Genomic DNA, 25,855 nt, shown 5'->3' on the forward strand with positions numbered 1-25,855 from the left:
AATGAGAAATTTAAGCTTGGCTTTAGCTCTATTATTGAGTGGTTGTGCGGTGAAAAATATAGATGAAAACTACCAACAAATAGTTCTAAAAAGCGATACTAGTGATAAATTTAGCGTGAGTGAGAATTGGTGGGGCGAGTATAAAAATGAGAGGCTAAACTCACTTGTTGAACTTGTTCTTAAGAACAACATAGACCTTGCAAAGTCAGCCATAGCCATAAACAAGGCATTAGCTCAGGCTGGTGTGCTAGATGCAAATTTATTACCGAGTTTTAGTGCGAGTTTGGGGATTGATGGTAGCCGAAAGATAAATACAAATGATAATTTTGCAAAGAGCTATACAAGTGGTGTTAATGTGAGTTATGAACTTGATCTATGGCGAAAACTTGCAAATACCAAAGATGCTGCACTTTGGGAAGCTGAAGCTACTAAATTTGACCTAGCTGCGACTAGATTAAGTGCGATAAATAGCGTGATAGATGGATATTTTAATATATTATATCTAAACGAGAGTCTTAAGCTTTATAACAACTCTTTGCAAAACTATAACGAGCTTGAAAGAATAATTCAGACTAAATTTAATCTTGGCAAAGAAGAGGAGTTAAACTTAAAACAGATAAAAAGTTCAGTTTTATCTATCAAAAATAATATAAAAAATACACAAAAAGAGCTAATAGTCGCAAAGCAGACGATGAGAGTGTTGCTTGCTGTTGAACCCAAATTTGAACTAAATATCAATGGAATTTTAAGTGATGTTAGCCCTATTGGCGTTGATATTGATGTGCCTATACAAGCCGTATCAAATCGCCCAGACCTACAAGCTGCGATCGCTAGGATAGAAGAGAGCTTGTTAAATGTGCGAGTGAGCGAAAAGGAGTTTTACCCAAATATTACAATAGGGGCTAGTATAAAAGGCAGTGGCGATAGAGTAGGGGATATAACAAGATTAAATATTTTAGGCGGTAGTGTAGCTTTGAGTTTACCATTTTTAAATTACTCAAAGTTAAAAGCAAACTTGCGTATCTCTGAAGCTGAGTTTGAAAATGTAAAACTTACATATCTTGACATATTAAACAAGGCTTTAAATGAGATAGATACGGCATATCAGAGCTTACAAAAAGATAAAATACTATATGAAAATTATATTAAACAAACTCAAAATTATACTGAAATTTCACAAATTTATAATGATAAATATAACCACGGTAAGTCAGAACTAAAAGATTTCTTAGAAGCTAAAAATAGTGAGATAGACGCTAAAATAAATTTGTTAAACGCAAAATATAAAATCTTGCAAGATGAGATAAATGTGTATAAATCACTTGCTGGTAAATTTAACGCTAAATAAATTTTATATCCTCTAAATGTTTTAAAACTAATATATTTATTTAAAATAAAATAGCTGTAAAATATGATAAAAAGTAAAATAGTTAAATATTTTATATTTTGTATTGAAAACTATAATTTTCAAACTATTATTTATTTTTTTTATTTCTATACTTTCAAAGTTTATTTTATTGCCTATTTTAGGCATTTTAATGAGTTATATTTTTGTAGTTTAAAAACTTATCCATTAAATTTATTGTAACATTTTATATCAAAAAATTTGTAAAGTTATAAGTATAATAAGAATTTGATAAAAATAAATGGTTTAAGGTTATGGTTTGAAATTTTAAGATATTTTCGCGAATTTTATTTTTTATACTTTTTGGGATATTTAAAAAACACTACCCTACCACAACCCTCATCTATATCAGCTAGTTTACACTCTTGTAAGTCGATACAAAACACCCCAGCAGTAGGGATGTTGTCTATGCTAGAATTGCTTATAAACTCTGCTGTTTGTGTCGTTGCAGGATTATGTCCGATGATAAAAATTTCATTATATTTTTCATCGATATTTTTGATAAATTTTAGCATATCATTAAAGTCGATATCGTATAATTCATGAGCAAAAGTTATTTTCCCTTTAAATTTTAGCTCATCCGCCAAGATCTTTGCGGTTTGTTCGCAACGTTTTGCATCGCTTGATATATAATATCTGGTTTTATATTTTGTTTTTTAAGTTCATTACTCATAACTTTAGTGTCATCTTTGCCACGTTCACTAAGCTTTCGCATAAAATCCTTTTCGCCATCTTTATCCTCTTTGACAGCTTTTGCGTGGCGGATAAAATAAATTTTACTCATTAAAATTCCTTTGAAAACTCTTTATCTTTTCAAGTTCATTTACACTAAATCCAGCCTTGATTCGATCGGCTTCATTTAAATTTCTAGTTGTTTTAAATGAATTTGGATATAGTTGTTGCACGATATTTATATACTCATTTGGATCGATGTTTTCACGTTTGCAGGCGAATTTAAACCACTTATCGCCACATGAAACATGTGAGACCTCTTCGTCTAATATGACTTGTAAAACTGCGATCAATTCAGCGTCTCCACCCTGCTCTTTTAGCTTATTTATGATATAAAAATTTGCATCAAGTCCGTTTGCTTCCATATATCTAGGAAGTAGTGCCATACGCTGAATAAGTGAGTTTTGCGTCTTTTGTAAAGCTATAAAAAGTCCATTATGCACCTGCATATCGCCATATTTTACACCCATTTTTTCTAAAAGTGCATTTATCATTAAAAAATGTCTTATCTCGTCATCGGCTACTTTTAGCCAGTCGCAATAATACTCTTTTGGTAGTGCGTCAAAGTGATAACATGCGTCTAGTGCGATGTCAATAGCACTAAACTCGATGTGTGCGATTGAGTGTATAAAATTTAGTTGTTTATTTTTTGATTTTTTATTAATTTGCTTCATCTCGACAACTTCGCAAAATTTAGCATAACAAGGTTCACTTAATGCAATTGGTGGTGTTTTGCGAGTAAAATTTATAAACTTATCCATCATAAAATCATCATAAAAACTTTTAAATTTATCAAATTTTACATTAATGTTGCTCTCGTTTATGATTTCAAAAAGATAATTAAAAAAGTCCATTTTGCCCCTTTGAAAGTGGCATTTTACATAAATTTATATTAATTTTCCATATCCGGAAAACCTATTTGCCGCTAAACAGCTTGAGCTTTTGCAACGAACGATATAACTATTTAGCTCTTTTTTTCCTTTTAAGTGTGTGTTTTTTTCATTTAAATTCATATAACTGTGTGTAACTTTACCGCTTAAATGATGCACAAAACGAACTGTCCCATCTTTAGCTATCTGCGTTACTATGCCAATGTGTGTAATATTGCTTTTATCTTTATTTTTCTGAACTCCTTTGCCAAGCGTGTTTGAGAAAAATATCAAATCGCCTACCCGAGGATCTTTGTGGATAATTAAATTTTTGCTACTATATAAGTTAAATATCGCTTTTGATTTTCTACCACTTTTGTCGTAAAATTTAGCCACATCTTTTTCAGTAAAATACATATTTGAGTGTTTTTTATTGACTATTGAAACAAAGCCCGAACAGTCGCCACCAGCTTTAGTATTGATATATTTTTTAAAAAATGTGCCAAAATTTTTATGCTCCCTACTCTCTTTGAGTATCTCTTTTTCTATGTATTTTTTATCATTTTCTGTTGTTTGCGTGGTTTGGATTTGTATCTGTGGCTCAATAGTTTCAGATTTTGGTGAGATAAATAAACATCCATTAAAAAATAGAGCCATAATAAAGGATAATAGTATTATAAATTTATTCATAATAAACCTAAAATTTAAAATATATAGCATTTTAACAATTAATTGTAAATACTTGGTTTGTGTATAAAAAATGTTTTCTAAGCAAAAAATCACTATAATGTAGGTTAAATTAAAAAAATAGGTAAAATTATGATGCATTATTTACGTATTCAAGGTGGGGCAAAGTTGGGTGGAGAAGTCGCTATAAGTGGCGCTAAAAATGCTGCATTACCACTTATAGCCCTTACTTTGTTGGCACAAAATGAGATAAAACTGACAAATGTTCCAAACGTGGCTGATATAAAAACTTTATTACAACTGCTTAGAAATTTAGGTGCAAGTTGTGAATTTGAGAGTCAAAATTCGCTTAAAATCAATACAATCACAGTAAACTCAACCATAGCAAACTACGATATCGTGCGTAAAATGCGAGCGTCTATACTTACTCTTGGGCCTCTTTTAACGCGTTTTGGGCATTGTGAAGTTAGTCTACCAGGCGGTTGTGCTATCGGACAGCGACCTATTGATCTACATCTAAGTGCATTAGAAAAGATGGGGGCAAATATAGAGATAAAGCAAGGATATGTCGTAGCAACTGCTCCTGATGGTCTAAGGGGTGCTAGGATAGTCTTTGACAAGATAACTGTTACCGGCAGTGAAAATATCATAATGGCAGCTGCTTTGGCTCACGGCACAACACACCTATTAAACGTGGCAAAAGAGCCTGAGGTAGTACAAGTGTGTGAAGTGCTTATGGATGCTGGCGTGGATATACAAGGTATCGGTACAGATGAACTAATCATCGTTGGCAGTGGCGGTAAGTTATTAAATTTAAAAGATATTGTAGTGATTCCTGATCGCATTGAGGCTGGAACGTATCTGTGTGCTGGAGCGATAACAAACTCAAAGATAACTATCACAAATTCAAATGCAAATCACATGTTAGCAGTGCTTACAAAGCTAGAGCAGATGGGATTTGGTATAAAAATAGATAATGATAAAATCACCATACTTCCAGCTAAAATTATCAAACCATGCGAGATAATAACGACTGAGTATCCAGGCTTTCCAACTGACATGCAAGCACAGTTTATGGCTCTTTCACTTGTGGCAAACGGTGTTAGCGTGATAGATGAGCGGCTATTTGAAAATCGATTTATGCACGTTAGTGAGCTTTTGCGAATGGGTGCAGATATACGCTTAAACGGGCATATCGCTAGTATCCATGGTGGGATACAGCTAAATGCAGCTGACGTGATGGCGACTGATCTTCGTGCTAGTTCGGCTCTCATTTTAGCTGCACTTGTGGCAAGTGGTACTAGTAAAGTGCATAGGATCTATCATTTGGATCGTGGATATGAGAATTTAGAGCATAAATTTAAAAATCTCGGTGCAGATATTACTCGGCTTGAGGAATAATAATGCAGGTCAATGAAGTTATAAAAACGATAAGAGAAAATTTTACTATATATAATGTAAGCCAAAATGTGCCTATAGGCAGTGCTTTTGACAGAGTTTTAAGCTCAGATGTGATTGCAGTTAAGAATCTGCCCTGCTTTGACAACTCAGCACTTGATGGATATGCGGTTAAATTTGATGATAAAGATAAACCATATTCTATCATAGGTGAGGCATTTGCTGGAGATAAGGCGGTTTTAAGTATAGGCAAAAATGAGTGCATAAAGATAATGACAGGTGCGAAAATGCCACTTGGAGCTGATACGATCGTGCGTTTTGAAGATGCGGTAATAGAAGATGACAAACTTATTGCTCCTACAAATTTAAAAAGAGGAAACGCTCATCGTTTTGCTGGTGAAGAGGTTAAGGTAGGTGATACGCTACTTTCTCGTGGGATTAGGCTTGGAGCAAAGGAGATAATGATGCTTGCTTCTCAAGGTATAAGCTACGTTAGCGTTTTTGCAACATCTCGCATAGGAATTTATTCAAGTGGAAATGAGATAGTTGAACCGTGGCAGTTGGCCAACGAAGATCAAATTTATAATGCAAATGCCCTAGGTATCGCATCAGTTATCCGTTCGGCTGGGTTTGATAGTGAGTATCTTGGTATTATAAAAGATGACTTTGAAGCGACTAAAAATGCCTTTAAAAATGCTTACAACTTTGATATATTGATATGTTCTGGCGGTGCTAGTAAAGGTGAGGCGGATTTTATGAAAATGGCTCTTAATGAGCTTGGTTATCGTGAGCTTTTCGATAAAATTAATATGCGTCCAGGAGGTCCTTGTAAGGCTTATGTAAAGGACAATAAGCTGATTTTTGTCCTGCCAGGTAATCCTATGGCAGCCTATCTTTGTGCGATACTTTTTGTCGTTCCTGTGCTTAAAAATGGGAGTTTAATACAAGAAAAAGTAGTGTTAAACGAGAGTATAAATATAAAATCAGGTAGATCAAATATCGTATTAGGCAGTATAAAAGATGGTAAATTCTATATAACTGATAATAATAAATTTGGTTCAGGCATGATAAAACCACTTATAAAAAGTAATGCTATATATATCTCAAATCCCGATGAAAATGAGCTTTTGGTTGGTAGTGAAATTTTTGTAACAAGGATATCTTGACAAATGAGTAAAAATAAGCTACAATACGCTTTCTTATTTGGTTGCGGGAATAGCTCAGGGGTAGAGCACAACCTTGCCAAGGTTGGGGTCGCGAGTTCGAATCTCGTTTCCCGCTCCATTATCTTACTTGTCTTTGTTATGATTTTTACCACTAATTTTTTTGCGGCAGAAATAAATAAAACAAATGATATCAGCGTCTATCCAATGTATTGCATTAATAGCAATTCTATCACACTTCATACGCTAGGATTTGATGGCGAAGATAATGAGATATTAAATTTAAACTCACATCGTGCGGCAAAAATCGACATAAAAAATCTAAACAAAATTCTAAATGCAAATTTTAAAGCTTACAAAGACAAAAGTGGTGGAAACGTGGCATTTGTACGAGAGTGTTCGCTTATGGATATGTTGCAAATGCAGTTTTTAAGAGCCATAAGTGATGAGTATGAAGGAATTTCTGTCTTAGATCTTATTATCGAACCGCAAAATAAACTTCCTGAAAATTTTAATGATTTTAGGCTCCAAAATTTATTTTTAAGTCCACAAGTTAGCTCAAGTGGTGTGTTTCGTGCCTCTTTTGAGATGCCAGATTTGACATCAAAAAGTCTATTTTTTAAATTTAAATTTAATGCGAAAATGCCCGTTTTTAGAGCACTTAATAAGATGGACAATTCCCATATTTTAAGTTTTACTGACTTTGAAAGTAGTATGATAGACTTTAATAAATTTCAAAAAGATAGTCTAAATAAACTACCAACTGGCACGCTCATTACAAAAACAAAGATAAACGCAGGAGATATACTGATGAAGCGTCATTTTGAGCCTATCTCGCTTGTAAAAAAAGGCGACTTATTAAGTGCTGTGCTAAGCGATGGTGGATTAAGTATTATTATAGAAGTTCGTGCTTTAGAGAGCGGCAATTTGGGTGATATCATAAAAATTCGTACAAAGGATAATAAAATCATTAAAGCTTCGGTCGCATCAAAAACTCAGGTGATACTTAGGTGAAAGAGATAATACTTGGCATAACCGGTGCTAGTGGGACACTACTTGGTTTGGAGTTACTTTCGGAGCTAAGTCAAGTCTGTCAAACACACCTTATAATTAGCAAAAATGCCAAAAAGGCTTTGTGGCTAGAGCAAGGGATTAAATTTGATGAGATTTTGATTGGTGCTAGGTCTTGCAATGATTTGCGTGAGATACAAGTAGACAACCCGTCTACTGATACAGTAAAAAATAAATTTAATATAAATTTTAAAAATGTCATACTTTATGATAATGATAATATCGGATCAAAGATTGCATCTGGATCGTTTAGAACAGATGGTATGATAATAGCCCCCTGCTCTATCAATACCCTAGCCAAGGTGGCAAATGGCCTGTCTGACACGCTCATCACACGGGCGGCAGCGGTTGCTTTAAAGGAGCGTTTTAAATTAGTGCTAGGCGTTAGAGAGATGCCATTTTCTAGCATTTCGCTTCATCAAATGAGTGATTTAAGCTCTATGGGAGTGGTCATAGCACCGCCAGTTTTAGGGCATTATGCTGGAGATGAGAATTTGACACAGGTGCATAAATTTATAGTTGGCAAGTGGCTTGATGCCCTTGGATTAGATCATAAAATTTATAAAAGGTGGCAAAGTTGAGTAAATACTGTATATATCCAGGCACATTTGATCCGATTACAAATGGACATCTTGATGTTATAAAACGTGCGATGAAAATTTTTGATCATGTTATCGTGGCGGTTGCAAAAAGCGATAGTAAAAATCCTATGTTTAGCTTTGATGAGCGTGTAAAAATGGTGCAAATAGCGACTGAAAATTTAAAAAATGTTAGCACTGAGGGTTTTGATAATTTGCTTGTAGATTTTGCTAAAAATCACGGCATAAACAACGTCATACGTGGGCTTCGTGCGGTTAGTGACTTTGAGTATGAGCTACAAATTGGCTATGCAAATGCCTCACTTTGGGGCGAGTTTGAGACAGTTTATCTTATGCCAAGTCTTAAAAATGCCTTTATCTCAAGCTCTATAGTTCGTTCAGTTTTACGTCATCACGGTGATGTTAGTGCACTTGTGCCAAGTGAAATTTTATCAAATTTAAAGGCTAAATGATAATGTATGTTCTGTTTGAAGGGGTTGATGGAGTTGGTAAAAGCACACAGATAGAGTTGCTTGCTAAAAAATATAAAAACGTCGTCGTTACCAAAGAGCCAGGTGGTAGCGAGTTTGGCGTATATATGCGTGATATTTTGCTCAGTGGCAAATTTGCTCTTAGCTCACATGCTGAGGCGTTGCTATTTTTAGCAGATAGAGCTGAGCATTATGCAAAAGTGATCGCACCAAACTCAAATAAACTTATTTTAAGTGATCGTGGCTTTGTCTCTGGCGTGGCTTATGCCTTAGCAAATGATGAAAATGCCGACATAAATGAGCTAATAAATTTAAATAAATTTGCACTAAATAAGGCTTTGCCTGATAGAGTTGTGCTATTTCTTGCTGATGAAAATTTAATAAAAAATCGCCTTAAATCTCGTGATAATTTAAACGGTATAGATACGATAGAAGCTCGTGGTGTGACCTATCTTTTACGAGTACAAGAGTGTATGAAAATGGTTGTAGCGACTACAAATTTACAAACACTTTTCATAAAAGCAGATGAAAATATAGAGCAAATAAACAAAAAAATAACTGAATTTATAAATTTTTAGAATAAAATAAGCTAAAAGGATAGATGATGATAACAGCACTTCGTGGTATGAAAGATATGCTCCCACCGAGGAGTGAATTATATGAATATGTCATAAGAACCTGTGAAAATGTAGCGAAAAACTATGGCTACACGCTCATAAAAACACCACACCTTGAAGAGACTACGCTCTTTAGACGAAGCGTGGGTGAGAGTAGTGATATAGTCGGCAAGGAGATGTATCAATTTATTGATAAAGGCGAAAATGATGTCTGTTTGCGTCCAGAGGGCACCGCTGGCGTTGTTCGTGCCTATATAGAGGCAAAGCTAGACCGTGCTGGTGGCGTAAGACGTTATTTTTACCATGGTTCAATGTTTCGCTATGAGCGTCCACAAAGAGGACGTTTGCGTGAGTTTCATCAATTCGGCGTGGAGTGCTTTGGCGAGAGTAGCGTCTATGAAGATACAAGTGTAATACTAATGATAAGTGAAATTTTTCGCCGTTTAGGCATAAAAACTAAACTTAAAATCAACTCTTTAGGCGATACAAACTCAATGGCGATTTACCGCGAAAAGCTCGTCAAATTTCTTGATATGCACGAGGGACAGATATGTGAAGACTGTAAACGCAGAAAGACGTTAAACCCTATTCGAACACTTGATTGCAAGGTTGAGAAGTGCCAAGAAATTTATAAAGATGCACCGCTTATGATAGATCACTTAAGCATTGAAGCAGCGAGTGATTTTGAAAAATTAAAGCAAATTTTAAATGAAAATGGACTTGAGTATGAGATAGATCCAAAGCTTGTTAGGGGGTTGGATTATTACTGCAAGACAGCATTTGAGTTTATAAGCAATGAGATAGGCTCGCAGAGTGCAGTCGCTGGCGGTGGCAGATATGACCGCTTGGTTGAGTATCTTGGCGGCAAGGCGAGTTACGGTGTGGGCTTTGCGATGGGTATTGAACGGATAATGGAGATACTTAAAGAGCATCAAAAGAGTCGTGAAGGCATCTATCTGTGTGCTTTAGATGAACAAAATTTAAATTTTATTTACAAACTTGGCATAAGTTTGAGACAAACTCATAAAGTAGAGATAAACTACGAGGCTAAAAAGCTACAAAAACATCTGCAAATAGCCGATAGTAAGAATGCTAAAATTGTGCTTTGTCTTGGCGAAAATGAGATGAAAGATAGCCAAATTTGGTATAAAAATTTAGAAAATAAGAGTGAAAAAATGATAAATTTAAATGAGCTACAAAAGGAGCTTGGTGATGAATGACTTTGGTCTTAGTCTTTGGGGGAATTCAAATTTTATAGTAGAAAACGGCAAAGTATGTATAAATAGTCTTAGTAAACCAGCGATAATTGACATAGTAAAAGATATCAGAGATGATGGGTATAGGGGTCCACTGCTTCTGCGTTTTCCGCATCTTATACAAAAACAGATAGAGCTTATCCACTCAAGCTTTGCTAAGGCTAAAAAAGAGTTCGGGTATAACGGTAAATTTAATGCTGTTTTTCCACTTAAAGTCAATCAATATCCAGGCTTTGTCAAAAATCTAACACGACTTGGTAAGCCATATAGCTATGGACTTGAGGCTGGTAGTAAGGCAGAGTTGCTACTAACCATGGCGTATAACAACGATGGTGCACCAATAACTGTTAATGGCTTTAAGGATAGAGAGCTTATAAACATTGGATTTATTGCTGCTGAAATGGGGCATAATATCACGCTTACGATCGAGGGATTAAACGAGCTTGAAGCAATAATTGCTATCGCAAAGGAACGTTTTAAACCAAAGCCAAACATAGGACTACGCATACGTCTGCACTCAACTGGCTCTGGCGTATGGGCGAAAAGTGGCGGTATGCACTCAAAATTTGGTCTGACATCAACTGAACTAATAGAGGCTGTAAATATGCTAAAAAAGGCAAATTTATTAGATCATTTCACGATGATACACTTTCACCTTGGTTCACAGATAGACGAGATTCATCCACTTAAAAAGGCACTTATTGAGGCTGGCAATATCTACGCAGAGCTACGTAAAATGGGAGCTAGTAATCTAAAGGCTATAAATTTAGGTGGCGGTCTTGCAGTTGAGTATTCACAATTTAAAGATAGCTCAAGTAAAAACTATACGCTAAACGAATATGCAAACGACGTTGTGTATATGCTAAAAACTATAACCGAGCAAAAAAAGGAGACTCAGCCTGATATTTTCATTGAGTCTGGCCGATTTATATCTGCTTCTCATGCACTCTTAGTTGCTCCAGTACTTGAGCTATTTTCGCAAGAATATACTGAAGAGAAACTAAATTTAAAGAAAAATAATCCAAATTTAATAACTGAACTTGTTGATCTATACAACTCTATAAAACCGGCAAATGCCTTAGAGTATCTGCACGATGCGATACATCACACAGAGAGTGTGCTGACGCTATTTGACCTTGGCTATGTTGATCTGCAAGATAGATCAAATGCCGAAGTGCTGTTGCGTCTAATCGGCAAAAAAGCGGTTGTGATGCTGGGTAATAAGAGCAACTCAAGCGACCTTATCAAAATTCAAAAAGAGGTGCAAGAACGCTACCTTGTAAATTTCTCAATCTTTCAAAGTATGCCTGATTTTTGGGGATTAAGACAAAATTTCCCTATTATGCCACTTGATAGGCTTGATGAACGCCCTACTCTACCAGCTTCCATCTGGGACATTACCTGCGATAGCGATGGAGAGATAAGCTATAATGATGAGACAAATCCGCTCTTGCTTCACGATGTTGATGTGGAAAAGGAGGATTATTTTTTAGGATTTTTCTTGGTTGGTGCATATCAAGAAGTGCTTGGAATGAAGCACAATCTTTTTACTCATCCGACAGAGGCAAGTATAGAGCTAACTGCTGATGGATATAAGATAAAAGATCTCATTGAGAGCCAATCTATACTTGATATAATGGAAGACATGGACTATGATATTTATGAAATTCAAGATACTTTAAACGAGCGTCTTGACAAATCAACTCTTATAAATGAGACGCAAAAGAAGCAGGTTTTGGGTGAGCTTTATCTATTTTTAAATGACAATAGTTATTTAAAAACGATAAATTGAGAGGTATTGAAACAAAGGTGGTAAAAGCTTAAGAAAAATATTAAATTTAGCTAAGTTTTGCCAAAATTTTTATAAAATAATAGAAATTTATAAAGGATAATACATGAAACTAGCAGATAGAATGAGTGTTTTAAGTGAATCAATAACGATAGCGATTAGCTCAAAGGCAAAAGAGATGAAGGCAGCTGGTATAGATGTTATTAGTCTTTCAGCTGGTGAGCCTGACTTTGATACGCCTGTGATTATCAAAAATGCAGTCAAAGCCGCTCTTGATAAAGGGAGTAGTAAATACACTCCGGTCCCAGGCACTCTTGATGTATTACGTGCAATTGCAACAAAACTAAAACGCGATAACGGTTTAAGCTACGAGCCAAGTCAAATCATAACAAATGTCGGTGCAAAACACTCACTTTTTAATGTTTTTAACGCACTCATAAACGAAGGTGACGAGGTTATAATCCCTAGTCCATACTGGGTGAGCTACCCTGAGATAGTTAAACTCTGTGGCGGTGTGCCTGTATTTATAGAGGCTGATGAAAGCACAAATTTTAAAATCACAGCCAAGCAACTAAAAAATGCTATCACGCCACGCACAAGAGTTTTTTCACTAAACCACCCTACAAATCCAACGGGTGCTGTTTATACTCGTGATGAGATAGCAGCATTTGGTGAGGTGTTAAAAGGCACTAACATCGTTATAACAAGTGATGAAATTTATGAAAAAATTATCTATGATAAAGAGTTTGTATCGGTTGCAGCAGTCAGCGAAGATCTATTTAATAGAACAGTAACGATAAATGGACTAAGCAAGTGCGGAGCGATGCCGGGCTGGAGATTTGGCTACTCTGCAAGTGCAATGAATGAGTTAAACGCGGCGATGAAAAAGCTACAAAGCCAAAGCACAAGTAACATAAGCTCAATAGTCCAAGCAGGAGCGATACCGTCGCTATTAGGTGAGACAGACGCTGATATAGAGATGATGAGAAAAGAGTATCAAAGACGCCGTGATGTAGCGATAGATATGATAAATGCCATAAATGGACTAGAAGTAAATAAGCCTGACGGTGCATTTTATCTATTTGTTAAGTGCAAAGATGTGGATAGTGATTCAATGAAATTTTGTCAAAGATTACTTGAAGAGGGTAAAGTTGCTACCGTACCTGGCATTGGCTTTGGTATGGAGGGATATTTTAGAATATCATTTGCAACCGATATTGATAGCATAAAAGAGGCTATAGCTCGTATCGGTGAGTTTGTGAAAAATTATAAAATTTAATGATAAATTTCAGACTAAACGGCGAAAGTGTGGAGCTTGAGAATGATGTTAGCGTGAGCGAGTTTTTGTCCACTCAAGGCTATGAGCTTAAATTTATCGCACTTGAAAGAGACGGGCAAATACTTACAAAAATGCAGTGGCAAGTTGCTATGATGAGTGAAGGAAAGAGCTACGAAGTCGTTGAGTTTGTCGGTGGTGGATAATAAATTTAATATGAAAATGATGAAAAATGTGATAATAAATGGTGCAAGTTTTAGCGTTAAAGCAGACGATTTGGCTACGCTAAAAGATGAAATTTTTGGCGATAAAAATGGAGAAATTTATAAATTTTTAGAAAAATTTAATGCACATGAGCCTGATATTTTTATCGTTGATGGCTTTGCAACAAAGGATAATCCTACTATAAGCGATGGGACAAATTTAGTTTTTATAAAGCGTGGTGTGATGCCAAACGATGAGGTGTTAAAACCAATGATGGCGGCACGAAATACACCTGAGCTAAATGAGGCACTCTCAAAGGCAACCATTGGTGTAGCTGGTCTTGGCGGACTAGGCTCAAATATCGCTCTATCGCTTGCACGTGTTGGTGTATCAAGGCTAGTTTTGGCTGATTTTGATATAGTTGAGCCAAGCAATCTAAACCGTCAGCAGTATTTCGTTAAGCATATTGGTATGAAAAAAACTGAGGCATTAAAGAGTCTAATTACCGATGTCAATCCATTCGTAGAAGTTGTTACGCACGATATCTTTTTAGATAGCTCAAATGTCGCAGAGGTTTTTGCTCCATGCTCTATCGTGTGTGAGGCGTTTGATAATATTATAGGTAAGGCGATGATGGTAAATGAAGCAGGAGCAAGTCTGAGCGATAAAAAGATCATTTCAGCCTCAGGTATGGCTGGTTATTTTAGTTCAAATTTGATAAAGTCTATTAAATTTGCTAAAAATGTCTATCTTTGTGGCGACCTTACAAATGCTGCAAAGCTTAAGCAAGGGCTTATGGCACCACGAGTTGCTCTGTGTGCGAACCATCAGGCAAACCTAGCCATACGACTACTTATGGGGCTTGAAGCTGATTAAAATTACTAAATGTTTGATCCATTTTACTACGATAATGTAAATTTAAAAAGGCACAATATGCAACAAGATACTTTTAAACTAGGCAATAAGGAATTCTCTAGTCGCTTTATCCTTGGCTCTGGCAAATATAGCCACGAGCTAATAACTGCAGCTATAAATGAAACAAAGGCACAGATCATTACCTTAGCACTTCGCCGTGTGGGTGAGAGTCGTGAACGAAACATACTTGACTTTATCCCCAAGCACATTACACTTTTACCAAATACAAGCGGTGCTAGAAATGCCAACGAGGCGGTACGTATAGCACGTCTATCTCGTGAGCTTGGGTGTGGAGATTTTGTAAAAGTGGAGGTTATAAACGATAGTAAATTTCTGTTTCCTGATAATAATGAAACAATAAAAGCGACTGAAATTTTAGCCGCTGAAGGCTTTATCGTAATGCCATATATGTTCCCAGAGCTTAACGCCGCTCGTGCCTTATTAAAAGCTGGAGCTGCGTGCGTGATGCCACTTGCTGCTCCAATCGGCTCTAATCAAGGGCTAGTTTTTCGTGGGATAATTGAAATTTTATTAAACGAGATAGATGCTGCTATTATCATTGACGCAGGTATCGGAAGCCCTGCTCAAGCATGTGAGGCAATGCAGATGGGTGCAACTGCTATAATGGCAAATACAGCTATTGCAACGGCTAAAGACGTAGCTATGATGGCTAGAGCTTTTGGTGAAGCTATTCGTGCTGGACGAAGTGCTTATCTGGCTGGTCTTGGGCGTGTTAGAAAAGATGGTGAGGCTAGTTCGCCACTGACTGGATTTTTAGGTTAAGTTAAAGAAAAAAGATGAGAAATAAAACCGATCATATGCGTTTAAAGCCACATATGCAAGATATAGGCGATGAGATAATGAATGAAATTTTACGTGAGCGTGAGGCATATGAGCCAAGTAGCTACACAGAGACTGATGTCTTGGCTGCACTTGATGCTAAAATTTGCTCATTAGAGCATTTTAAAGCTCTGCTTAGCCCTGTGGCGATTAAATTTTTAGAACCTATGGCACAACTTAGTTCGAAAAAGACACGTGAGTTTTTTGGCTTAAATGTCACACTTTTTACTCCACTTTATATATCAAATTTTTGTGATAATCACTGCGTTTATTGTGGCTTTAACTCCAAAAACAAGATAATGAGAGCAAGGCTTGATGATGATGGAGCTAGGCGTGAACTTGAAGAGATCGCAAAAAGTGGACTACAAGAGATTTTGATACTCACAGGAGAAAGTGAAACAGACTCAAATGTGAGCTACATTGCAAATATTTGTCGCTTGGCAAAGGAGTATTTTAAAGTAGTTGGCGTTGAAATTTATCCACTAAACTCAGATAGCTATGCAAAGCTTCATGAGAGTGGGGTGGATTATGTTACGATATTTCAAGAGACTTATAATCCTATAAAATATGAAAAGATCCACCTTGAGGGCAATAAACGGATATTTCCATATCGTCTAAATGGACAAGAACGTGCCATAATGGGCGGTATGCGTGGTGTTGGCTTTGCGGCACTTTTAGGGCTTGATGACTTTCGAAAAGACGCATTTGCGACTGGACTTCACGCATCTTTGGTGCAAAAGAAGTATCCACACGCCGAAATAGCTTTCTCTTGTCCTAGGCTTCGCCCTATCATAAATAATGCTAAAATCAATCCACGAGATGTTCATGAGCGTGAGCTTTTGCAAGTGATTATGGCGTATAGAATTTTTATGCCTAGTGCGTCTATAACGATCTCTACTCGTGAGAGTGCGAGATTTCGTGATAATGCCATAAAAATAGCAGCAAATAAAATGAGTGCCGGTGTAAATGTCGGTATCGGAGCTCATGCTAACGAAAAGATCGGTGATGAGCAGTTTGAGATAAGCGACCTTAGAACAGTTGATGAAATTTATAAAGTCATAAAAGCTCAGGGCTTAGAGCCACTAATGAGCGAATATATCTATGTCTAAACTTATCGTTATCGCCTCACCATCGCTTTGTGTGGGGGACTTTTTCTTGCGTATACAAAAGTTATGTGTTGCTAATGTGGATGCAATAGTACTTCGCCAGAAAGAGTTTTGTGTAGCTGAATTTAGAGAGTTAGCTCATTTGGTTAATGAAATTTGTGCAGAGTTTAACGTTGAGTTTGTAATAAATCAATATTTTGATGTAGCTTGTGAGCTTAAAAGCTCGTTTTGGATGACATCAAAGCAGTTAAATTTATTGAGTAGTTCTGATTTAAGTGATGAGTATGGGCTGAGCTTGGATAAATTTATTCAGTTTAAAAGAGAGTCTTGCGACAAAAATATTATCATTCAAAACAGCTACAAACAAAATATCTATGCCCCAGCTCATAGCATATCACAAGCTAAATTAGCAAGTATGTTCGCTGATATTTTGGTAGCTTCACATATATTTTATACAGATTGTAAAACTAGTGAAGCACCAAAAGGGATAAATTTAATAAAAGATATAAAAGCTGTGAGTCATAAGAGTATATACGCACTTGGTGGCATAAATGAGTTAAATTTTAAAGATACGCTGGAAGCTGGAGCGGACGGAGTTTGCATAATGAGCCTTGCTATGCAATGTGAAAATGAGTATGAGCTAGTGGCTAAATTTAAATATTACATAGAATAATACATAAAATTTTATGTATTATTTCATAAATTTTTTATAATCAATATTTAGGATTATAGTAATAAATTATAATCATCTAAAACAGTTGCAAACATTATGGTAAATAAATAAATTTTAAAATATGTCTAGCGTTATTACGTAACCATAAACTTAATCAAAAAATTAAGACTTTGACTATCGAGCCAAAGTCATTTATGCAATTTAAACCTCAGTTTTTAGCTGCTCTACCCAAGCATCTATCTTGCTTGTATATCCACTATCGCCCTTCGTATCTAGAACAAGACCTATAAATTTACCATTTATAAAAGCTGGTGAATGGCTAAATTTGTAATCATTATTCACACTATGACCTATTAGTGTCGCCTTTTTGATAGCTGGTAAAAAATCTACTATACCACCGCAAAAACTATCGGCGTGGCGTTCTTGATTGCCTACGCCAACGAGTGCGACCTTTTTACCTTTTAGATCAGCTTTTTTAAGCTCAGCTAGTTTATCTACCCAGTCTGCATGAAGCTCTGCGTAACCGTAGCTTGAACTAGCAAGGATCAGTACATCAAATTTAGTAAAATCCTCACTCACTGCGTCTTTAACTGCTATCACATCGCCACCAAGTTTTAAACTGATATACTCGCTAACTTTTTGTGTATCGCCCTTACCTGTCGCATAAAAAATCCCTATTTTCATATTTATCCTTTTAAATTTAATAAAAGAGTATTTTACTCTTTTATATTTAATTTTAGCTTTGTAAAGCCTCTTTTGCATATTTTAACCCTAGCTCATAAGCCTTTGCATTTGCTTCTGCTACTTTTGGTGGCACGTGTGATAGCATACTTCTTTTAACTATTTCAGTATCCAAGCAACTGCTCATCTGCACTGCAACACCTAAAGCCACGACGCTTTGAGTTATAACGTTACCAACTTCGTCTTTTGCGATGGTGATTATAGGTATTTCATAAATTTGCCACTTTTGTCTATCTTTCTCGCTCGGTTTTACTAAATTTGGCTCTACGACTATGACGCCACCATCTTTGACACCATCTTTAAAAAGGTCATAACTTTTCTGTGCAGTTGCGAGCATAAAGTCTATGTCCCCTTCGTTTGCGTAAGGGTATAATATCTCGCTCTCATCAAGTATTATATCAACCTTAGTTGGTCCTCCACGCACCTGCGATGTATAGGTAGATGCTTTCACGCCGTATCCACCCTCTTCTATTTTTGCTGCAGCTAAAATCTCCCCAGCCAAAATAACGCCCTGTCCGCCAACGCCAACAAATCTAAGCTCATTTCTCATTTTAGCTCCTTAAAATCAATCGCTACGCCGTCCTTTGCAGCTGCAATAACTTGTTCATAAGCCTTGGTATATTCTATTTTACTCTCATCTTTATGAAGCACTCCAAGTGGATAAAGCTCACCATTTAGCGACCGTTCGACTCTCTCTTCGTCACTAAGCATATCAAATTTGGTTTTGCTTATAGTGCGATTTTTGATCCATTCTAGATTTTTAACCGCCTCGCCCATCTTATTTTTACGACCTAAATTTATATGGCAGTTTGAAAATACATCAAAAAAGCTGTATCCATCGTGCTTAAAGCCATCTACAAACAGCTTCGTAAGCTTATCAGGCTCTATCACACTACCTCGTGCAACAAATGTCGCTCCAGCTGCGATGGCAAGTTTTGTTGCGTCAAAGTTTGGATCTATGTTGCCATATTGTGCGGTTACTGTCCATAGTCCGCGTGGTGTTGTAGGGCTTGTTTGCGAGTTGGTTAAGCCATATATAAAGTTGTTTATTAGGATATGGTTTAGCCCTATGTTTCTACGACAGCCATGTATGGTGTGATTGCCACCGATTGCCAAACCATCGCCATCGCCTGTTATGACTATGACGTGTTTATCTGGATTTGCAAGTTTTATACCAGTCGCATACGCTACTGCTCTACCGTGCGTAGTATGGACGGTGTTACAGTTGATGTAGCTACTAAAACGCCCAGAACAGCCAATTCCTGAGACCACACAGACATCGTCCATATCCCACTCAAGGGCATCTATGGCACGGATAAAGCTTTTAAGTATCACACCATCCCCACAACCCCAGCACCAAAGTGTTGGCATCTTATCAATGCGTAAATATTTATCATAATTAAATGCCATAGCAATCTCCTATCTTTGTTTCTATTTCACGTGGGCTTAGTGGTCTGCCATTTGCTTTTAAAAGTGTCTTAAAATCATCTCTTAGCATAACTTTTGAAATTTCACCGCTATACTGACCTAAATTTAGTTCACAAATTAAAATTTTACTAAATTTTGCACCTATCTCTTTTAGTTTTTTACTCGCCATAGGAAATAGCGTGATAGGCTTAAATAGCCCCACTTTAATACCACGTGAGCGTAAATTTAATATCGCTTGTTTTGCAGCAAGTGCAACACTACCATAAGCGATAATGCAAATATCGGCATCATCAAGCATAAAGCTCTCACTTGCGTCAATTTCATTCGTATGAGCATTTATTTTATTAAACAATCTTTTGATATTATAATCAACCGTTTCGCCGACCTCTGTTGGAAAGCCCGTTTCACCATGGTGAAGTCCAGTGATGTGATAGCGATAACCTTTGAAAAATGGGTTTAACACAGCTGGTGCATCAAGTGTAGCGGCATACGGCTTATACTCGCTTTTTTTACCGCTAAATTCAGCCCTTTTATAAATTTCAAGTTCACTTATCTCAGGTAGTTCAACTTTTGCTTGCATATGTCCTATCGTCTCATCAAGAAGTAAAATAACAGGCGTCATAAAGCGTGCTGCAAGGTTAAATGCCCTAACTGTTTGTGTGTAACACTCATATAAATTTGATGGGGCTAGAACTATCATATTCATATCGCCGTGGCTTGGATTACGAGCTTGTAGTATATCGCCTTGTGCTACACGTGTAGGTAGTCCAGTTGATGGACCTCCACGCATAACATTTACGATAACGAGCGGAATTTCAGCGATAAATCCAAGTCCTATTTGCTCCGCTTTTAATGAAATTCCAGGACCTGAGCTAGCAGTCATTGCCTTAGCACCACTCATAGCAGCTCCCAAAGCCACGCTTATACCAGCAATCTCGTCTTCCATCTGTATAAATTTACCACCATTTTTTGGAAGTAGCACACTTAACTCGTGTGCTATCTCACTACTTGGAGTAATAGGATAGCCACCAAAGAAGTTGCAGCCACACTCTATCGCAGCTCTTGCGACTAGCTCGTTGCCAGTCATTACTAGCTCTCTCATACCGCACTCCTTAGCTTGTAAAATTTATTCTGTTTAACAGCAGCTGCTCTATCTTTGCTATAGCTTGTAAGTTTGGCAAATTTATATCCTTTATCTGCCACATAAATCGCAAAGTCGGGGCAATGTTCCTCACAATCCCTACATCCTATACAGGCTTCAGGATGCACGACCTCTATCATCTTACCAAGTACCGCGTGAGGCTCCACTCGCATACCTAGCACACCAGCAGGGCAGTAGCTCACGCAGATATCACAGGCTTTGCACCTACTCTCATCCACCCAAACACTCACATCATCTCTTAGTATCATAACTTTCCTTTCTTAAATATCTCTTTTACTATCTCACCTATCTTTGCAGGGTTATTTGTCGTGTATACTCCTATATTTGCCAATAGCTCTAACTTTGCGTCTGCACTTGAGTTTTTTGAGTTTATGATAGCCCCTGCATGTCCCATTTTACGCCCTTTGGGAGCACTTGCTCCTGCGATAAATGCCACCACTGGTTTGTTTAAATTTCTTATCACATCAGCTGCCCTACTCTCAAGCTCACCACCTATCTCTCCTATCATTACGATAGCCTTTGTATCATCATCATTTGCAAAAAGTGTTAAAAGCTCATCATACGCCATACCTATAACCGCATCTCCACCAATACCAACGGCAGTTGATATACCAAAACCAGCCTTGCGAATCTGATTTGCCGCTTCGTATGTGAGTGTGCCTGATTTGGATATTATGCCGATATTTATGCAATCACGTTCAAATACGCTACTTGGCATAATGCCTAGCTTACACTTACCGCTACTAATTATACCAGGGCAGTTTGGTCCGATGATACGCATACCATGTTTATTTGCATAATCTTTTGCTTTTAGCATATCAAGGATAGGTACATGCTCTGTGATGACGACACAGAGCTTTATCCCAGCGTCAGCGGCTTCTATGATAGCGTTTTTGCAAAACTTTGCAGGGACAAAGATCATACTCGTATCAGCCCCGCTCTCAGCCACTGCTTCGCTCATTGTATTATAAATTCTAACACCTAAATGCTGCGAACCGCCCTTAAATGGTGTAACTCCAGCTACTATTTTAGTGCCATACTCTAAACAGCTTTGTGTGTGAAAGCTTCCCTCTTTGCCAGTTATGCCTTGGACGATGACACGTGTATTTTTATCTATTAATATACTCATTTTTACCAACTTCACTATCGTTTGCTAGTTTTACCGCTAGCTTCGCACCTTCAAGCAAATCATCACTTGTATAAAGATCTCTTAAATTTGATTTTTTTAACATCTGCAACGCTTCTTTTGCATTTGTGCCATCTAGTCTAATGACGGCTGGGACGCTTAGCCCAACTTGCTCGGCGGCTTGTATTATACCATCGGCTATACGGTCGCAACGCACAATACCACCAAATATATTTACAAATATTACTCGCACATTTTTATCGTTTAATATAAGTCGAAAAGCTCTTGCGACACGCCCACTCGTTGCTCCACCACCAACGTCTAAGAAATTTGCAGCTTCGCCACCGAGCATCTTTATAATATCCATCGTAGCCATTGCTAGACCTGCACCATTTACCACACAGCCCACGTTGCCATCTAGCTTGATATAGTTTAAATTTTGAGCTTTTGCCTCGTTTTCACTAGCATCTGTTTGGCTCTCATCTGTTAGCTCTAAAATATCAGCGTGGCGAAATAAAGCACTATCATCAAAGCTTATTTTTGCATCAAGTGCATAAAACTCGCTATTTGTAGTTAAAACTAGTGGATTTATCTCTATTAAATTTGCGTCTTTTTCAATATAAATTTTATATAGCCTAGTGATGATTTCATGTAGCTTCTCCCACATCGTTTTATCAATATCTAAAAAATTTATAAGAATTTGCGTGTGAAACTCACAAAGTCCTATCTGTGTGTCTATCTGCACTTTTTTTATAAGATGTGGTGAGTGTGTAGCTAACTCTTCTATGCTTGTGCCACCATCTTTTGAGACGATGAGGCTAATATTTTCATTATCCCTATCAAAAGCAAGGCTTAGATAAAATTCACTAGCTACATCCACTGCCTCTTCAATGTAAATTTTATTTATTATTATGCCATTTTTTGAGGTTTGCGGTGTTACAAGCCTTTTACCAAGCAGTTCTAAGCCTAATTTTACAGCCTCATCACGACTTTTTGTGATTTTTACACCACCAGCCAGTCCTCTACCTCCAGCGTGTATCTGAGCTTTTATAGCAAATTTCTCGCCGTCAAGTAGGCTTAAAGCAGTATCTATCTCATCTGCACTACTTGCCACCTCGCCACGAGCGACATTTACACCGTAGCTCTTTAGAATGGCTTTTGCTTGATATTCGTGGATATTCATAGATTTTGCCTTAAAAATTTGATATTTTTACTTATCTCTTCTTCACTAAGAGCCAGTTCGTTTAGCTCATCAGCACTTAATCCATTTGGTGCAAATATCTGATTAACACCATCTTTGCCAAGCTTTATAACTCGTCCACAACTTAGCTCATCGCCTAAGATCACACAAGCACTTATACTCTCACCTTTATTAAATTTAATAGCTTCACACATCTTTACCACAGCCGCTGCAGGTGCATAATATGCCGACGTGCCAAGTAGTTTAACTATCTTTGCACCGCCTGTTTTGGTCTCGTATGCTACTACTTTTAGCTCATCAGTATTTAAATTTTCACTCAAATTTGCATTTGAGACTATCATCTTATCATTGTGAGCACCTATCGTCTTTGCACTAACGCTACTTGTACTGACATTTTTAAATTTAGAAAGCTCATAACGACATCTCGCACTATCTAGCTCGCCAGCCATACCCATCACACGCTCACGCTTAAAACCACTAAATTTATAAGCGACCCAGACCATCACATCAAGTGGATTTGTTACTACTATAATGAGTGAATTTGGTGCATATTTTGCTATATTTTGTGTGGCAATTTTTACTACTTCTGCATTTTTAACAAGCAAATCATCACGACTTTGTCCATCTTTTCTTGGGCTACCGGCTGTTATAATCACTATATCGCTATCTCTTAAAAGTATCGCATCCTCACCACCTACAACGCTAATTGCACCGTCAAAAACGCAGCTACTTTGTGATATATCTATCGCCTTTGCACGTGCTACATCGCCAAAAATATCTACAAGTGCTATATTGTCGCAGACATTACGCATAGCCAATGCGTACGCTATACTAGCACCTACATTTCCTGCTCCGATTATGCTTATTTTCATTTTTTATCCTTTTATTATCTCATTTAGCGTAACACTTGGTCGCATTATTTTCATTGCTCTCTCGTCATTTGGCATAAAATATCCATCAAAATCCACACTTACATCCTGTGCTAAGCTCAACTCTTTTAAAATTTTATCTTCATTTTGAGCTAAATTTTGTGCTAAATCTTTAAAAATATCTGAAATTTCACTCTGTGCTAATGCCTTACTCCAGTAAAGTGCTAAGTAAAAGTGGCTTGAACGAGTATCAGGTGAGCCTACTCCAGCCTTTGGTGAACGATTTTGCTTTAGATATTCGCTAACAGCACTATCAAGAGTGGTAGATAAAATTTTTGCCTTTTTATTACCATTTTTTGAACCTAAAAATTCAAGAGAGGCGATAAGAGCTAAGTATTCGCCTAAGCTATCCCAAGCAAGGTGATTTTTAGCTATCAGCTCACGTGCTAAAATCGGTGCTGTGCCACCAGCTCCAGTCTCAAACATTGCTCCACCATTTAAAAGAGGCACTACTGAGAGCATTTTTGAGCTAGAGCCAAGCTCTAAAATAGGAAAAAGGTCTGTTAGATAATCACGTAAAACGTTGCCAGTTACACCAATGACGTTTTTGCCTTCACGTATTAAATTTAGTGTTTTTTCACAAGCTGTGGCATAGTCTAGTATCTCATAGCTCACATCTGCAAACTCATTAAGGCGTTTTTCTAGCTTTGCTATAATGTTTTTATCGTGAGCCCTTTTCTTGTCTAGCCAAAAAATAAGTGGCTCGTGACTAAGTTTGGCTCGCTCAAGGGCTAGGCTTATCCATGCATGTATAGCGTCGTTCTTTGCCTGTGTCATACGAAATATATCGCCCTTTTGCACCTTAAATTTAAAAATTTCTCTACTTTCGCCGTTTAAAACAACAAACTCGCCATCATCATTGGCGATAAATGTCTTATCATGACTACCGTATTCTTCGGCTTTTTTAGCCATTAATCCTACGTTTGAAACACTGCCTATATTGCGTGGATCAAGTGCTCCTTTGCGTTTTAAATTTGCTATAACACTCTCATAAACTTTAGCATAAGTTTTATCAGGAATTATCGCTAATGTTTGTTTAAGTTCGCCGTCTTTATCCCACATTCTACCTGAGTTTCGTAGCATTGCAGGTAGTGAAGCGTCTATGATGACATCATTTGGAACGTGTAAATTTGTAATACCCTCAGTGCTATTTACCATCGCAAGTCCTGCACTAGCGGATAAAATTTCACTAAATTTAGTTTTTATCTCTGTCTTTAAGCTCTCATCCGTAAGACTCTCAACTTTAGCATAAATTTCTTTTAATCCGTTATTTTCATTCACTTCTAGCTCTTTAAATACGTCTTTAAACTCATCAAAAGCCTCGGCAAAAAATACTCTAAGAGCATGTCCGAAAATGACAGGATCACTCACCTTCATCATCGTAGCTTTTAAGTGTAAGCTAACTAGCAAATCATCTTTCTTTGCACTTTCAAAGGCATTTTTATAAAATTTATTAAGCTCATTTACACTCATAAAAGTTGCGTCTATAATCTCATCTTTTAGTACTTTTAGCTCTTTTAGAGTTGTATTTGTGCCATCTTTTGAGATAAAATTTATAAAAAATGTATCATCTTTCTCGCATATCACAGAGCGTTCATTTGAGTAAAAATCGCCACTATTCATATAAGCAACTCGTGTTTTTACACTCTCGTCCCATACGCCATTACTGTGTGGATTTGCTTTAGCATACTCTTTAACAGCTTTCACACAGCGACGATCCGAATTACCCTGTCTTAGCACAGGATTGACCGCACTGCCAAGCACTTTAGCATATCTGTCTATTACATTTTTATCTATTTCATTTTTTATCTCATTTGGATACTCAGGCAGTTTAAAGCCCTTGTTTTGAAGCTCAGAAATAGCTAAATTTAACTGTGGAATAGTCGCTGAAATATTTGGTAGCTTTATGATATTTGCACTTTTATTTTCTGTCATTTGCCCCAAAAACTCAAGATCATCGCATATATCCAACCCTAAAATATCACTAAAATTTGCTAAAATTCGTCCGGCGAGACTAATATCTTTTACTTGCAGATTAATATCTACCTTGCCCAAAAAAGTCCGCAAAATAGGCAGTAGCGAGTAGCTCGCAAACAGCGGTGCTTCGTCCGTTTTAGTCCAAATAATCACATCGCTCATAATCTTCCTTTAAAAATTTTTAAAAATTTAACATTTTTTTATTAAAAGTAGTTATATAA

28 protein-coding genes, 1 tRNA gene and 1 pseudogene are annotated in these 25,855 nt (G+C 36.9%); 16 read left to right on the forward strand and 14 right to left on the reverse strand.

Annotated features, from left to right (window positions below; translation table 11 throughout):
- Position 1: 1 nt before the first annotated feature.
- Positions 2 to 1,348 carry a TolC family protein gene (locus KDE13_RS05920; RefSeq protein WP_212143108.1) on the forward strand — a complete coding sequence of 449 codons (1,347 nt, stop codon included), beginning with the start codon at positions 2 to 4 and terminating at the stop codon, positions 1,346 to 1,348.
- A gap of 344 nt (positions 1,349 to 1,692) precedes the next feature.
- Here the strand turns inward: KDE13_RS05920 and KDE13_RS09570 are convergent, their stop codons facing one another.
- The 5 genes and pseudogenes from KDE13_RS09570 to KDE13_RS05935 all read right to left on the reverse strand — a co-directional run bounded on the left by KDE13_RS09570 (position 1,693) and on the right by KDE13_RS05935 (position 3,696).
- Positions 1,693 to 1,920 carry a hypothetical protein gene (locus tag KDE13_RS09570; protein ID WP_229204393.1) on the reverse strand — a complete coding sequence of 76 codons (228 nt, stop codon included), beginning with the start codon at positions 1,918 to 1,920 and terminating at the stop codon, positions 1,693 to 1,695.
- Positions 1,921 to 1,932: 12 nt separating this feature from the next.
- Positions 1,933 to 1,992, reverse strand: a pseudogene (locus KDE13_RS09575) (hypothetical protein); the annotation flags it as partial.
- Positions 1,977 to 2,189 (reverse strand): hypothetical protein, encoded by a 213-nt coding sequence (locus KDE13_RS09580; RefSeq protein WP_229204376.1) that lies wholly within the window; start codon positions 2,187 to 2,189, stop codon positions 1,977 to 1,979. The pseudogene KDE13_RS09575 and the gene KDE13_RS09580, both read right to left, overlap by 16 nt.
- Entirely contained in the window at positions 2,182 to 2,991 is an 810-nt protein-coding gene (locus tag KDE13_RS05930) for a ferritin-like domain-containing protein (RefSeq protein WP_212141181.1), read from the reverse strand. Before KDE13_RS05930 ends, KDE13_RS09580 begins: the two co-directional genes overlap by 8 nt.
- 33 nt (positions 2,992 to 3,024) lie before the next feature.
- Positions 3,025 to 3,696 (reverse strand): NlpC/P60 family protein, encoded by a 672-nt coding sequence (locus tag KDE13_RS05935; protein WP_212143109.1) that lies wholly within the window; start codon positions 3,694 to 3,696, stop codon positions 3,025 to 3,027.
- A gap of 132 nt (positions 3,697 to 3,828) precedes the next feature.
- Here KDE13_RS05935 and murA point away from each other — a divergent pair, with 132 nt between their 5' ends.
- The 15 genes from murA (at position 3,829) to KDE13_RS06010 (ending at position 17,070) form a co-directional block, all read left to right on the forward strand.
- Positions 3,829 to 5,094 carry a UDP-N-acetylglucosamine 1-carboxyvinyltransferase gene (gene murA, locus KDE13_RS05940; RefSeq protein ID WP_212143200.1) on the forward strand — a complete coding sequence of 422 codons (1,266 nt, stop codon included), beginning with the start codon at positions 3,829 to 3,831 and terminating at the stop codon, positions 5,092 to 5,094.
- Positions 5,095 to 5,096: 2 nt separating this feature from the next.
- Positions 5,097 to 6,257 carry a molybdopterin molybdotransferase MoeA gene (locus KDE13_RS05945; protein ID WP_212141960.1) on the forward strand — a complete coding sequence of 387 codons (1,161 nt, stop codon included), beginning with the start codon at positions 5,097 to 5,099 and terminating at the stop codon, positions 6,255 to 6,257.
- A 43-nt stretch (positions 6,258 to 6,300) separates the two neighbouring features.
- A tRNA-Gly gene (locus KDE13_RS05950) sits at positions 6,301 to 6,375 on the forward strand.
- An 86-nt stretch (positions 6,376 to 6,461) separates the two neighbouring features.
- On the forward strand, positions 6,462 to 7,268 hold the full coding sequence (gene flgA, locus KDE13_RS05955; RefSeq protein ID WP_212141961.1) for a flagellar basal body P-ring formation chaperone FlgA: 807 nt from the start codon (positions 6,462 to 6,464) through the stop codon (positions 7,266 to 7,268).
- Entirely contained in the window at positions 7,265 to 7,906 is a 642-nt protein-coding gene (locus KDE13_RS05960; protein ID WP_212143110.1) for a UbiX family flavin prenyltransferase, read from the forward strand. Before flgA ends, KDE13_RS05960 begins: the two co-directional genes overlap by 4 nt.
- Positions 7,903 to 8,376, forward strand: coding sequence for a pantetheine-phosphate adenylyltransferase (gene coaD, locus KDE13_RS05965; protein ID WP_212141186.1), 474 nt, complete (start codon positions 7,903 to 7,905; stop codon positions 8,374 to 8,376). Before KDE13_RS05960 ends, coaD begins: the two co-directional genes overlap by 4 nt.
- A gap of 2 nt (positions 8,377 to 8,378) precedes the next feature.
- On the forward strand, positions 8,379 to 8,972 hold the full coding sequence (gene tmk / locus KDE13_RS05970) for a dTMP kinase (RefSeq protein WP_212142028.1): 594 nt from the start codon (positions 8,379 to 8,381) through the stop codon (positions 8,970 to 8,972).
- Between the two features lie 26 nt (positions 8,973 to 8,998).
- Entirely contained in the window at positions 8,999 to 10,231 is a 1,233-nt protein-coding gene (hisS, locus tag KDE13_RS05975; protein ID WP_212141188.1) for a histidine--tRNA ligase, read from the forward strand.
- Complete coding sequence (gene speA / locus KDE13_RS05980; RefSeq protein WP_212143201.1) at positions 10,224 to 12,059, forward strand: biosynthetic arginine decarboxylase; 1,836 nt, start codon at positions 10,224 to 10,226, stop codon at positions 12,057 to 12,059. Before hisS ends, speA begins: the two co-directional genes overlap by 8 nt.
- Before the next feature lie 103 nt (positions 12,060 to 12,162).
- Positions 12,163 to 13,335: a pyridoxal phosphate-dependent aminotransferase gene (locus KDE13_RS05985; RefSeq protein WP_212143111.1), complete on the forward strand. Its 1,173-nt coding sequence runs from the start codon at positions 12,163 to 12,165 to the stop codon at positions 13,333 to 13,335.
- A gap of 29 nt (positions 13,336 to 13,364) precedes the next feature.
- Positions 13,365 to 13,538: a sulfur carrier protein ThiS gene (thiS, locus tag KDE13_RS05990; RefSeq protein ID WP_338083718.1), complete on the forward strand. Its 174-nt coding sequence runs from the start codon at positions 13,365 to 13,367 to the stop codon at positions 13,536 to 13,538.
- A 19-nt stretch (positions 13,539 to 13,557) separates the two neighbouring features.
- Positions 13,558 to 14,412 (forward strand): sulfur carrier protein ThiS adenylyltransferase ThiF, encoded by an 855-nt coding sequence (thiF, locus tag KDE13_RS05995; protein ID WP_212143202.1) that lies wholly within the window; start codon positions 13,558 to 13,560, stop codon positions 14,410 to 14,412.
- 57 nt (positions 14,413 to 14,469) lie between these two features.
- Positions 14,470 to 15,234: a thiazole synthase gene (locus tag KDE13_RS06000; protein WP_212143112.1), complete on the forward strand. Its 765-nt coding sequence runs from the start codon at positions 14,470 to 14,472 to the stop codon at positions 15,232 to 15,234.
- A 14-nt stretch (positions 15,235 to 15,248) separates the two neighbouring features.
- Positions 15,249 to 16,400: a 2-iminoacetate synthase ThiH gene (gene thiH, locus KDE13_RS06005; RefSeq protein WP_212143113.1), complete on the forward strand. Its 1,152-nt coding sequence runs from the start codon at positions 15,249 to 15,251 to the stop codon at positions 16,398 to 16,400.
- Positions 16,393 to 17,070, forward strand: a complete 678-nt coding sequence (locus KDE13_RS06010; protein ID WP_212141968.1) for a thiamine phosphate synthase — start codon at positions 16,393 to 16,395, stop codon at positions 17,068 to 17,070. The genes thiH and KDE13_RS06010 overlap by 8 nt, the downstream gene beginning before the upstream one ends.
- Before the next feature lie 201 nt (positions 17,071 to 17,271).
- Here the strand turns inward: KDE13_RS06010 and KDE13_RS06015 are convergent, their stop codons facing one another.
- Genes KDE13_RS06015 through KDE13_RS06055 form a run of 9 tightly spaced genes read right to left on the reverse strand, consistent with a single transcriptional unit; the run spans position 17,272 to position 25,796 of the window.
- Positions 17,272 to 17,754, reverse strand: coding sequence for a flavodoxin domain-containing protein (locus tag KDE13_RS06015; RefSeq protein WP_212141195.1), 483 nt, complete (start codon positions 17,752 to 17,754; stop codon positions 17,272 to 17,274).
- Positions 17,755 to 17,806: 52 nt separating this feature from the next.
- Positions 17,807 to 18,361, reverse strand: a complete 555-nt coding sequence (locus KDE13_RS06020; RefSeq protein ID WP_212141196.1) for a 2-oxoacid:acceptor oxidoreductase family protein — start codon at positions 18,359 to 18,361, stop codon at positions 17,807 to 17,809.
- Positions 18,358 to 19,221, reverse strand: coding sequence for a 2-oxoglutarate ferredoxin oxidoreductase subunit beta (locus KDE13_RS06025; protein WP_212141197.1), 864 nt, complete (start codon positions 19,219 to 19,221; stop codon positions 18,358 to 18,360). Before KDE13_RS06025 ends, KDE13_RS06020 begins: the two co-directional genes overlap by 4 nt.
- The gene (locus tag KDE13_RS06030; protein ID WP_212141198.1) at positions 19,211 to 20,341 is read right to left on the reverse strand and encodes a 2-oxoglutarate synthase subunit alpha; all 1,131 of its coding nucleotides are present in this window, start codon (positions 20,339 to 20,341) and stop codon (positions 19,211 to 19,213) included. Before KDE13_RS06030 ends, KDE13_RS06025 begins: the two co-directional genes overlap by 11 nt.
- Positions 20,338 to 20,649 (reverse strand): 4Fe-4S binding protein, encoded by a 312-nt coding sequence (locus tag KDE13_RS06035; protein ID WP_212141199.1) that lies wholly within the window; start codon positions 20,647 to 20,649, stop codon positions 20,338 to 20,340. Before KDE13_RS06035 ends, KDE13_RS06030 begins: the two co-directional genes overlap by 4 nt.
- A complete protein-coding gene (gene sucD / locus KDE13_RS06040; RefSeq protein ID WP_212143114.1) occupies positions 20,646 to 21,530 on the reverse strand; it encodes a succinate--CoA ligase subunit alpha in 885 nt (294 codons plus the stop codon). Before sucD ends, KDE13_RS06035 begins: the two co-directional genes overlap by 4 nt.
- Entirely contained in the window at positions 21,511 to 22,710 is a 1,200-nt protein-coding gene (gene sucC / locus KDE13_RS06045; RefSeq protein WP_212143115.1) for an ADP-forming succinate--CoA ligase subunit beta, read from the reverse strand. The genes sucD and sucC overlap by 20 nt, the downstream gene beginning before the upstream one ends.
- Positions 22,707 to 23,600: a lactate/malate family dehydrogenase gene (locus KDE13_RS06050; protein ID WP_212143116.1), complete on the reverse strand. Its 894-nt coding sequence runs from the start codon at positions 23,598 to 23,600 to the stop codon at positions 22,707 to 22,709. The genes sucC and KDE13_RS06050 overlap by 4 nt, the downstream gene beginning before the upstream one ends.
- 3 nt (positions 23,601 to 23,603) lie before the next feature.
- The gene (locus KDE13_RS06055) at positions 23,604 to 25,796 is read right to left on the reverse strand and encodes an NADP-dependent isocitrate dehydrogenase (protein WP_212143117.1); all 2,193 of its coding nucleotides are present in this window, start codon (positions 25,794 to 25,796) and stop codon (positions 23,604 to 23,606) included.
- Between the last annotated feature and the right edge of the window lie 59 nt (positions 25,797 to 25,855).

Source organism: Campylobacter anatolicus (genome assembly GCF_018145655.1).
GTDB classification, from domain to species: domain Bacteria; phylum Campylobacterota; class Campylobacteria; order Campylobacterales; family Campylobacteraceae; genus Campylobacter_A; species Campylobacter_A anatolicus.